Consider the following 9,625-nt stretch of genomic DNA (forward strand, 5'->3'; position numbering starts at 1 on the left):
AAGAGGAAACCGTTATGACGAGTGCGCAGACGGAGCTCTGCCGCATCACCGTGTTCGGCCCGGCGGGCCGGGCCGATCTCGCCGTCCCCGTCTCGGTCCCGGTGGCGGGACTCCTCCCGGTGCTGCTGGAGCACACGACGGCCGCGAGCGACCACATCGTCTCCGGCGTCGAGGTGACCGGCGAGCGCTCCTGGGTGCTGCAGCGGCTCGGCGAGCCGCCGTTCGACCCCGAGGGCACGGCGGAAAGCCTGGAATGGCTGGAGGGCGAGACTTTCTACCTCCGGCCCGCGGTCAACCGGCTGCCGGAGCTGGCGTTCGACGACGTCGCCGACGGGATGGCCACGGCGGTCGGCAGGCAGCGGGACCGCTGGCGCCCCGAGTTCAGCCGCTGGGCGTTCCTGGCCCTGGGCGTCGGGACGATCGCCCTGATGGCCGCGCTGGCCGTCGTGGCCGAATCCACCGCGGCATCCGCGATCACGTCGTCGGTGCTCGGCGTGCTGCTGGCGGGCGCCGCCGTTCCGATCTCGCGCAAGACCGAGGATCAGGCGCTGGCGCTGGTGCTCGCGGTGCCGGGCCTGGTGCTGATCGGCTTCGCCGGGGCCATCGTTCCCGGCGGGGTCACGACGGCGCTCGAACTGCGCCCCGGTTCGGTCGCGGTGGGCGGCCTGGCCGCGGCCGTCGCGTCGGCCGCCCTCCTCGGCGCCTCCCGGCTCTGGTCGCCCGTGCTTCCGCTGGTGCCGGTCGGAGTGCTGCTGGCCGGTGGATGCACCGCGTTCCTCACCATGCAGCTCCACCTCGGGCTGGAAATGGCGTCGGCGAGCGCTGCGGGAGTCTGCTCGACGGTCGCCCTGATCCTGCTGATCGGCGTGCCGCGGCTGGTGATCCGGATGGCGCGGCTGCGCGGCCCGCAGCTGCCGCGCACGGCCGAGGAGCTCCAGGACGACATCGATCCGCTCGACGCGGAGCTGGTCGTCGAACGCACCAAGAACGCCGATCGCTACCTGACGGTGTTCACGGTCACCGCGGCGATGGTCTTCACCTTCGGCTACCCGGCGCTGTTCGGCTCGCCGGGCTGGGCGCCGACGACGCTCGGGCTGCTGGTCGCCACGTCCGCGCTGGTGCGCTGCGTCGGATTCCCGAGCGCCTGGCAGCGGATCGCGCTCGTCACGGCCGGTGCTCTCGGCTGGGCCCAATTTTTCCTGACCCACGGCGCATCGCTGTCCTTGGGCTGGCGCATCGTTGCGCTCTCGGCGCTGGCGGTCACGCTGATCGCGCTGATCTTCGCGGTGCTGCGGCCGCCGGCCAGGAGGCTCGTGCCGGTCTGGGTACAACGTGCGCAGTGGACGGAGTCGATCGTCGCCGCCGCCACCATCCCGGTGCTGCTGCAGATCCTCGGCGTCTACGCGTGGGCGCGCGGATTGGCCGGGTGAGCCGTCGATGCAGACGCAGAAGGATCACGTCCACGCCTACCAGTTCCTGATGCAGCGGATGACGACCGCGTTGCTGGTCGGCGATCCGAGCAACGCGGAACTGCCGACCCGGCGAGGCCGGACGGGACTGATCGCCGGCGCCCTGATCGCGCTGCTGATCGTGATCGGGTTCGGCGTCTACGGGCTGATCGTGCCCGGCGGCAACACCGCGTGGAAGCAGAAGGGCGCCATCCTGGTCGAGCGGGAATCCGGTTCCCGGTACGTCTTCCTCGGCGGCAGGCTGCTGCCGACGCCGAACCAGGCATCGGCGATGCTGGTGCAGGGCCCCGGCTCGAAGATCACGCTGATCTCCCGCAGCTCGCTCGCCGAGCTGCCGCGCGGGCCCCAGGTGGGCATCGCGGGAGCCCCGGACACCGTGCCGAGGCCGAACGAGCTGATGCCCGGCCAGTGGCTGCTCTGCCCCAGCGCCGCCCCCGGCATGAGCGTGAACTTCGACGCCGCCGTGCCGAACGGTGCCGTGCCCGACGACTTCTACGCGCCGGTGCGGACGCCCGACGGCAAGGTCTTCCTGATCTGGCGAGGCGTCAAGCACCGGGTGTCCGATGTGGACTCTCTGGTGGTGCTCGGTCTCGGCTCGACGCTGCCGCTGACCGTGCCGGACCTGTGGCTCGGCCTGATCCCGGAAGGCCCGGCGCTGACCGCGGCGGACATCCCCGGGGCCGGCGGGCCGGGCCCGAAGGTGGCCGGGAGTCCACATCGGATCGGCGACCTGTTCGTCCACCGGCCCGGCAACGGGATCGAGCAGCACTACGTGCTGGTGAACGGCGGTTTGGTGCCGTTGTCCGCCACCGAGTTCGCCCTGCTGGAGGCGAAGTCGGGGAAGGCCCCGGTGGCTATCGACGCCCAGGCGGTGCTGGCGGCGCCGTTCGCGCCCGACGACTCGATGCTGACCCGGCTGCCGGACCTCGCCGGGAAGCGGCCGTTGCCGGCGACCGAGGGGCAGGTGTGCCTCGAGCGGACCGGCCGTGGCGCGGAGATCACCACGTCGGTGGTCGCGGTGCCCGGCGCGGAGAAGTGGCCACCGGTCGCGGTGGCGGGGGCTCTGCTGCCGCCGAGCCACGGTGCGCTGGTGGCGGAGCTGCCCGTGCCCAACGGGCAGGACGAGCCGAGCAGGTATCTGATCAGCGACCGCGGCAAGCGGTTCCTGATCCCCGACGACGACTCTCTCCAGGCGCTCGGCCTGGGTGGTGTGCAGCCGATCCCGATGCGCACCGAGGTGCTGTCCACGATCCCGACGGGACCGGTGCTCAGCCGCGCCGCCGTGGTCGTCGAGCAGGGAGGATGACGGCGATGGCGATCGCGACCCTGGGCAGGCAGGCCGGCGGCGGCGCCGGCCTGGCCCGGCACACCATCGGGAACGCCCTGGTGGTCTACCCGGCGGGCAACATGACGAAGGCGGCGCGGAACCTCGCGATGACCGTGGCTCCGGACACCGAGAACGACCTCGTCGTGGTCGATCTGCCCGCCAGCTCACCGATTTCGATGTGGGAGTCGGTCGCGCGGGCGCTGCCCAGGAGCAGGCGCGGGGTGCGCCTGGTGATCGGCGCGCGGTCGCGCGAGACCACCGCCCTGGCCGGGCACTGGCTGGCGGAGCGGCTCAAGCGCACCGTGCTCGTTCCCGACGGCCTGGTCGTCCAGGGCGCGGGCGGTTCGCTGTTCGTGCATTCCGGCCAGGGCAGCGGGTGGGTGCGGTGCAGCCCCGGTCGGCCGCCGAAGTGGGAGGCGAAGCGCTTCCCCCGGCCCACGTGGGACGGGGCCGTCGTCCCCGAGAACTTCCCGACCAGCGCGCGCGGTCTCGCCGAGCAGTTGCCCGGCGGCGTGTGGATCCGGCCCATCGGCGACAACCCGCAGGTGCGGGCGAACCGGGCCCGGCTGATCGAGACCATGCCGTGCCAGCCCGAGTACCTCACCGTGGTCCTCGGCAGCCCCGGCGGGGTGCCGCTCGGCCAGGACGACATCGCGCTGGTCTGGCGGGTGCTGCCGGAGAACGTGCGGCGCCGCGTGCGCTTCGTCCAGTACGGCCCGATGTCGGTGCCGCGAGGCGTGCTGGGACAGGTCATCGCCGACGCCGCCGGCCAGGAGGTCGTGTTCTTCGCGGGCATGCCGGTCGGGCCGGCCGTCGCCCCCGAGATCTTCACCGTGCGCACGGACGGCAGTCCCGGCTGGCATACCTACGCGCGCGAGCTGGCCTACCGGCCGCGTGCGGCGGCGGACGAGCCGGTCGGGGCGCCGGCCGTGCTGAGCCACCGCGCGCCCTTCCCCGGCGGCCGGGAGGTTTCGCCCGGCGTCTACTGGCTTTCGGTCGACGCCGTGGTGGAGGTGGTCCAGGCCGGGCTGCTCGTTCGCCCGCCCGCCGAGGCGGCCGGTCTCGACGCGATCCGGTCGATCCCGGCGGTCCCGGACGCCCACATCCTGATGTTCGACGCGGAGTCCCAGGACGACCGGTCCCGCATGGAGTACCTCGCGGGCGAACTCGCGCAGCGGCTCAGCAACTCGGTGCGCCACCTGAGCCAGGTGATCGGTGCTCGGTCGTTGCTCGCCGAGACCCAGGTCAAACCGGCCCTCCCGCAGGCGGCGTCCGGTGTCGCGGACACCAATCCGGCCAGCGAGCGCTACGTGGAGGCGGCGACCGAGAAGCTGCCGGTGCCGACCGGGCCGGCGCCTGCGGCGGCGGAGATGACGGCGGTGATCCGCCCGGTGGCGGGCCCGGCGGTGCAGCCGCCCGCGGCGGAGTCGCCGTCGCGCCGGGAGGACGTCCGGCTGGCCGCCGAACCGGTCGTCGTCGCGGGGCCCGGAGTGCCGGATTCGCTTGCACCGGTGGAACTTCCAGCATCGCCTGCACTTCCGCCCGGCGAGCCTGCTTCCGCGGCACCTGCTCCGGTCGACGCGCCGTTGCCGACCTTCGCGCCCACTCCTGCGGAGGTGCCGGGCGAGCCGGAACCGGCCGCCGACACCTCCGTCCCCGTCGAACCGGCGGAAGAACCCGAGGCCGCGGAAGAGGTTGCAGAGCCGCTGCCGGCCGTCGCACGGCTGCAACCCGTGCCGACGCCCGATGCGACCGGCTCGTTGCCCGAGCGCGGCATCGAGGACGAACGCGCGTGGCTGCGGCGCACGCTGAACGCGGAGTTCGGCACGATGTCGAACTCCGTCGCCCGCATCCTCTCCGAGCACCCGGGCTTCCAAGGGGCCTTGACGCGGTCCTCGGCCGACGTGCTCACCGACGCGGTCGCCGTGCAGCTCTACCTGACCGCCCGCGGCAAAGCCGTCGACGACGCGCTGCGCACCGCGGAGGTCGGCCCGCACGTTCCGCTCGCCCGCTGCGTCGTGTCCGGGCTGAGCAGGCTGCCCACGCATCGCGGCCCCGCGGTGTTCACCGCGACACCCACGCCCGGCCAGTGGGAGCTCTACCGCAGCCACAAGCTGGTCACCGAATGGGGATTCCTGCACGCGCTGACCGAACCGCCCGCGGGCAGCGAGGACACTGTAGACGTCCTGGTGTGGTCGATGACCGGTCGGCGCACGCGGCTGCTGGAGACGGAGGGCGGCGTCAACGAGCGAGTGCTGTTCGTGCCCGGCAGCAGTTTCAAGGTGCTGGAGCTGGCCGAACCCCAGCAGGACGGCACCCGGGGCCGGATCCTGCTGCGGGAATTGGCCGCGGCCGAGATCGACGCCGATGGCCGGGTGGACCAGGACCGGATCTCGCTCGACGAGCTCGCGCTGAACTCGCTGCGCAGGCAGCTGGAGCAGTGGGCGGGCGGCGGATCGCAGGTCCAGGTCGCCGCCGCCGCGGCGGATCGCTTCGGCGCATTGCCCGGTCTGGCGTGAGGGATGGGTGAACCGATGAATCGTCAGCTGCTCACCGTCGCCGGGGACAAGCCCGGCGCGTTCGCGTCGATCGGCGCCGCGCTCGGCAGCGCGCTACCAGGGGCGATGATCACCATCGCGCCGGGCCGCTACGAGGAGAACCTCGTCATCAGCAAGCTCGTCACGCTCAGCGCGGAGGCCGGTGCGGGCACCGTCGAGGTGGTGGCGAAGCAGGGCAGCGTGCTCGTCGCGGGCGCGGAGGCCGTGCAGCTCAACGGACTCGACCTGACCAGCGAGGACACCGACCTCGCCGCGGTCGACGTGGTGCGCGGCGAGGTGGCGTTCGACCACTGCGAGGTCGGCGGCGCGTCGTGGGCGACGATCTACGCGCGCGGCACCGGAGCGGTCGCGTTGCGCGGCTGCAAGGTGACCAGCCGGGCGGGCGCGGCCGTCGTGACGACCTCGCCTTCGGTCAGCACGATCGAGGACACCGAGATCGTCGATGCCGGGTCCTCCGCGGTGGTCGCGACCGACCGCGGGTCCGTGGTGCTGCGCCGCTGCGCGATCACCCGACCGCAGGGCAACGGGATTTGCGTCAACGGCACGGGCTCGGTCCAGGCCGAGCAGTGCGGGATCACCGGCGCCGCGAAGCCGGCCGTCGTGGCCGAGCAGCAGGGCAGCCTGTCGCTGTCCAGGCTGACCGTGGCCGGCAGCGAGAACGTCGACCTGTACCTCATGAGCCAGGGCGAGGTGTCCATCTCGGATTCGGAGTTCCACGGCGCGGCGGTGCAATCCGCCCACATCGCCGGGGCCTCCGAACCGGTGTTCACCGGCTGCGTGTTCCGCGGCGCCGGGCGCAACGCGATCCAGGTCAACGGGGCTTCCGCGCCGCGGTTCGCGGACTGCGAGATCGGTGAGTCGCCGGTCGGCATCGCCGTGGACGAGGGGAGTTCGCCGCGGTTCGACCGGACCGCGCTGACCGGGATCACCCAGACCGGCGTGCACGTGGCGGCGGAGTCCAAGCCGGTGTTCACCGGATTGCGCGCGGCGGGGAGCTCCGCGCCCGGCCTCGTCGTCGTGGGCAAGAGCGTGATCCGGTTGTCCGACACCGAGATCGACTCGGCCGCGCACCCGGCCCTGGACGCGTCCGGGGAATCCACTGTGGAGTCTTCCGACATGCGGATCGCCTCCACGGCGGAGGCGGCGATCGTGTTCGACGGCGTGCACGCCACCTTGACGTCTCTGCTCATGCGCGGTGGTGGCCTGCGCCTGTCGGATTCCCGGCTTTCCATGCAGGACAGCGAGATCGTCGGCGCCGAGGGTCACGGCGTGGACCTGCGCTCCGGGGTGGTGGCGGCGCTCACCAGGTGCCGGGTGCGGTCCGCGAAGCGCACGGGCGTGAACTTCTCCGCCGGGGCCGGCGGCACGCTGACGGCCTGCGAGGTGGTGGGCAGCGCGGAGGACGGCATCAGCCTGGACACCGCCGAGCCGGTGCTGCTCAGCCGGTGCACCGCGCAGGACAACCGGGGCGTCGACATCCGCCGCTTCGGCGCGGACCGGGTCACGATCGAGGAACCGGCTGCGGCGCGGGACGAGCGGCCCGCGTCCGTCGCCGCCGCGGTCGGGGAGCGCGCGGCGGAACCCGCCCCGCCGCAGGAGGCTGCGCCGGACGAGGCGCTGTCGGGTCCGCTGGCGGAGTTGGGTGGTCTGGTCGGCCTCGCCGGGGTCAAGCAGGAAGTCACCGCGCTGATCAACCTCATCAAGATGTCCCAGCTCCGCAAGGAGATGGGACTGCCGATGCCGCCGATGAGCAGGCACCTGGTGTTCGCCGGACCGCCCGGCACCGGCAAGACCACCGTCGCCCGGCTCTACGGCACCGTGCTCGCCGAACTCGGTGTGCTGAGCAAGGGGCACATGGTCGAGGTGGCGCGGGCGGACCTCGTCGGGCAGTACGTCGGTTCGACGGCGATCAAGACCACCGAGGTGGTCATGAAGGCCATCGGCGGGGTGCTGTTCATCGACGAGGCGTACACGCTGTCGGCCCAGACCGGCGGTTCCGGCCCGGACTTCGGGCAGGAGGCCATCGACGCGCTGATGAAGATCATGGAGGACCACCGCGACGAGCTGGTGGTCATCGTGGCGGGCTACTCCGAGCAGATCGGGCAGTTCCTCGACTCCAACCCCGGCCTCGCGTCCCGGTTCACCCGCACCATCGAGTTCCCGAACTACAGCGTCGACGAGCTCGTCACGATCACCACCAACCTGTGCCGCAAGCACTACTACGAGCTCACCGAGGACGGGCTGCAGGCGCTCACCGAGTACTTCGACCGGGTGCCGAAGAACTCGACCTTCGGCAACGGCCGCGTGGCGCGCAAGCTGTTCGAGGCGATGGTGAACAACCAGGCGTCCCGGCTGGCCATCGCACCGCCGTCGAAGGAATCGGAGATGAACCGCCTCACCGCGGCCGATCTCGAAGCCGAGATCGACCAGCTCCGGTCGAACTCCGGCGGCGCACCCGCGGTCGCCCGCGACGAGCTCGATCCCGCGACGGCCGTGCAGGTCGGCCTCGGCTGGAAGCGGTTGCAGGAGCTGATCGGCCAGGCGGCGGTCCGGGAGGCGGCGGGCTCGAACCTGGTGCGCCTGATGACCGCCAAGCGGAACAACCAGGCGCTCGGCGCCGCGGCGAACGTCGTGATCGGCGGCAAGCGCGGCAGCGGCCGATCCGCGATCGCCCGCCTGTACGCACAGGCGCTGTCAGAGCTCCAGCTGGTGCGGGTCGGGCACGTGGTCCGGACATCGGCCGCCAGCGATCTGCTGCCCCATTGGCCGGGGCAGGCGGAAAGCCTGGTGCGGACCGCGTTCGAGGACGCCGAGGGCGGTGTCCTCGTCATCGACGTCGACGGCGACCTGGAACCCGACCACGCGACGGAGGTCGCGGAGGCGATGGTCGCCCTGATGCGCCGCCGGGCGGGGGATCCCGCGGTCGTCCTGCTCGGCGAACCCGACCGGCTCGTGTCGCTGTTCCAGCAGGTGCGGCCGCTCGCGGACTGCTTCCTGCAGGGATGGGACCTCGAACCGTACTCAGTGGACGAACTGGCCGGGCTCGTCGTGCGCGAACTCCTCAGGCGCGGCCACGAGGTTCCCGACGAGGTGCGCGAAGCGGTGGCCGCGCGATTGGCCGGCACCGCCGATCGCGACACCGTCCACCCTGCCCGCGAGCTCGCCCGCAGGCTGGCCCGGACGGCCGCGTCCCGCACGCTCGCCGTGGCGGACCTACCGCCGGCCGCGGTGCGGGGAACCCAGACGGACCAGGGGCTGGTCTCCGTGGGTTGACCGCCGGCTCGTCCATCAGCATCCGACCAATTCCCGATGAGGAATCCCCATGTCCTTCCAAGACAAACTCGAACAGGTGCTCGCCGACTATCGGCGGAACCGGGAGAACCTGCAGTCCCTGCAGGAGAAGATGGCCGAGAAGTCGTCGACGGCCACCGCGCCGCGCAATGCCGTCTCGGCGACCGTCGACATCCACGGCCAGGTGACCGCGATCGCGTTCCCGACCAACGCCTACAAGAACATGGCTCCCGCCGAACTCGCGAACGCGGTGCGCGACACCGTCCGGAAGGCCCAGCAGCAGGCGCGGGAGGAGATGATCGGCTTGGTGGAGCCGATGATGCCCGAGGGCATGTCGATGCGCGGCGCGGAACCCGGCAAGATCGACGTGGACCGGTTCTTCCCCAGCGACCCCGAGGACAGCGTCTTCCTCCGCGCGCTGAAAGAGGGGAAGTGAGCCGTCGATGAGCGACGTGTCGTGGGTGAACCAGCCCGGGTTGAAACTGGCCGCCGAGCAGCTCAGGGCGCAGGCCCGCAGGCAGGAGCAGGTCTTCGCGAGGATGTACGACCTGGTCGGCAACCTGACCGACCCCGCGGTGTTCGGCGATGACAAGAACGGCCGCGAGTTCTTCGCCAAGTGGTCCAAGGACGTCGGCGACTGGGAGGACGGCGCCCGGGACATCCCGGCCAACACCTGGAGCACCGCGAACGCCGTGGACCTCATGGCGGCCATCTACCGGGCGGCGCACGAAGACGCCGAGGACATCGCGAATTCGGTCGGCAACTCCGTGAAGAACATGACGCCGAACGGCTTCGGGAAGGTCGACGGCCCGTCCGCCGACGGCCCGAACACCTCGTCCGGCGGCGGGAACAACGGCGGCGGCAACCACCACGGTCGCCGGTAGCGAAGGAATCGGTGTCATGAGTTGTGCGGGAGCCCGGTTGGGGCTGTTGTCCCGGCCGGGCTCCCGCAGCCCCGCTGGGGGTGACCGGCGTTGGCG

At 72.0% G+C, this 9,625-nt stretch carries 6 protein-coding genes; all 6 read left to right on the forward strand.

Going from position 1 to position 9,625, the window contains the following annotated elements; all coding sequences use genetic code 11:
• The first annotated feature begins 14 nt into the window (after window positions 1-14).
• Genes eccD through E1288_RS04825 form a run of 6 tightly spaced genes read left to right on the forward strand, consistent with a single transcriptional unit; the run spans window position 15 to window position 9,529 of the window.
• Entirely contained in the window at window positions 15-1,430 is a 1,416-nt protein-coding gene (gene eccD, locus E1288_RS04800) for a type VII secretion integral membrane protein EccD (protein ID WP_132481365.1), read from the forward strand.
• 7 nt (window positions 1,431-1,437) lie between these two features.
• Window positions 1,438-2,775 carry a type VII secretion protein EccB gene (gene eccB / locus E1288_RS04805; RefSeq protein ID WP_132481368.1) on the forward strand — a complete coding sequence of 446 codons (1,338 nt, stop codon included), beginning with the start codon at window positions 1,438-1,440 and terminating at the stop codon, window positions 2,773-2,775.
• A 5-nt stretch (window positions 2,776-2,780) separates the two neighbouring features.
• Window positions 2,781-5,315 carry a hypothetical protein gene (locus E1288_RS04810; protein ID WP_132481372.1) on the forward strand — a complete coding sequence of 845 codons (2,535 nt, stop codon included), beginning with the start codon at window positions 2,781-2,783 and terminating at the stop codon, window positions 5,313-5,315.
• A 15-nt stretch (window positions 5,316-5,330) separates the two neighbouring features.
• Complete coding sequence (locus E1288_RS04815; protein WP_132481375.1) at window positions 5,331-8,627, forward strand: right-handed parallel beta-helix repeat-containing protein; 3,297 nt, start codon at window positions 5,331-5,333, stop codon at window positions 8,625-8,627.
• Between the two features lie 49 nt (window positions 8,628-8,676).
• Complete coding sequence (locus tag E1288_RS04820) at window positions 8,677-9,081, forward strand: YbaB/EbfC family nucleoid-associated protein (RefSeq protein ID WP_132481379.1); 405 nt, start codon at window positions 8,677-8,679, stop codon at window positions 9,079-9,081.
• A gap of 7 nt (window positions 9,082-9,088) precedes the next feature.
• The gene (locus E1288_RS04825) at window positions 9,089-9,529 is read left to right on the forward strand and encodes a hypothetical protein (RefSeq protein ID WP_132481383.1); all 441 of its coding nucleotides are present in this window, start codon (window positions 9,089-9,091) and stop codon (window positions 9,527-9,529) included.
• Window positions 9,530-9,625: the final 96 nt, after the last annotated feature.

It is taken from the genome of Saccharopolyspora elongata (genome assembly GCF_004348985.1).
In the GTDB taxonomy this organism is placed as follows: domain Bacteria; phylum Actinomycetota; class Actinomycetes; order Mycobacteriales; family Pseudonocardiaceae; genus Saccharopolyspora; species Saccharopolyspora elongata.

Coding starts and splice junctions, on each gene's coding strand:
- eccD (WP_132481365.1), top strand. CDS start 15: ATGACGAGTGCGCAGACGGAGCTCTGCCGCATCACCGTGTTCGGCCCG.
- eccB (WP_132481368.1), top strand. CDS start 1,438: ATGCAGACGCAGAAGGATCACGTCCACGCCTACCAGTTCCTGATGCAG.
- E1288_RS04810 (WP_132481372.1), top strand. CDS start 2,781: ATGGCGATCGCGACCCTGGGCAGGCAGGCCGGCGGCGGCGCCGGCCTG.
- E1288_RS04815 (WP_132481375.1), top strand. CDS start 5,331: ATGAATCGTCAGCTGCTCACCGTCGCCGGGGACAAGCCCGGCGCGTTC.
- E1288_RS04820 (WP_132481379.1), top strand. CDS start 8,677: ATGTCCTTCCAAGACAAACTCGAACAGGTGCTCGCCGACTATCGGCGG.
- E1288_RS04825 (WP_132481383.1), top strand. CDS start 9,089: ATGAGCGACGTGTCGTGGGTGAACCAGCCCGGGTTGAAACTGGCCGCC.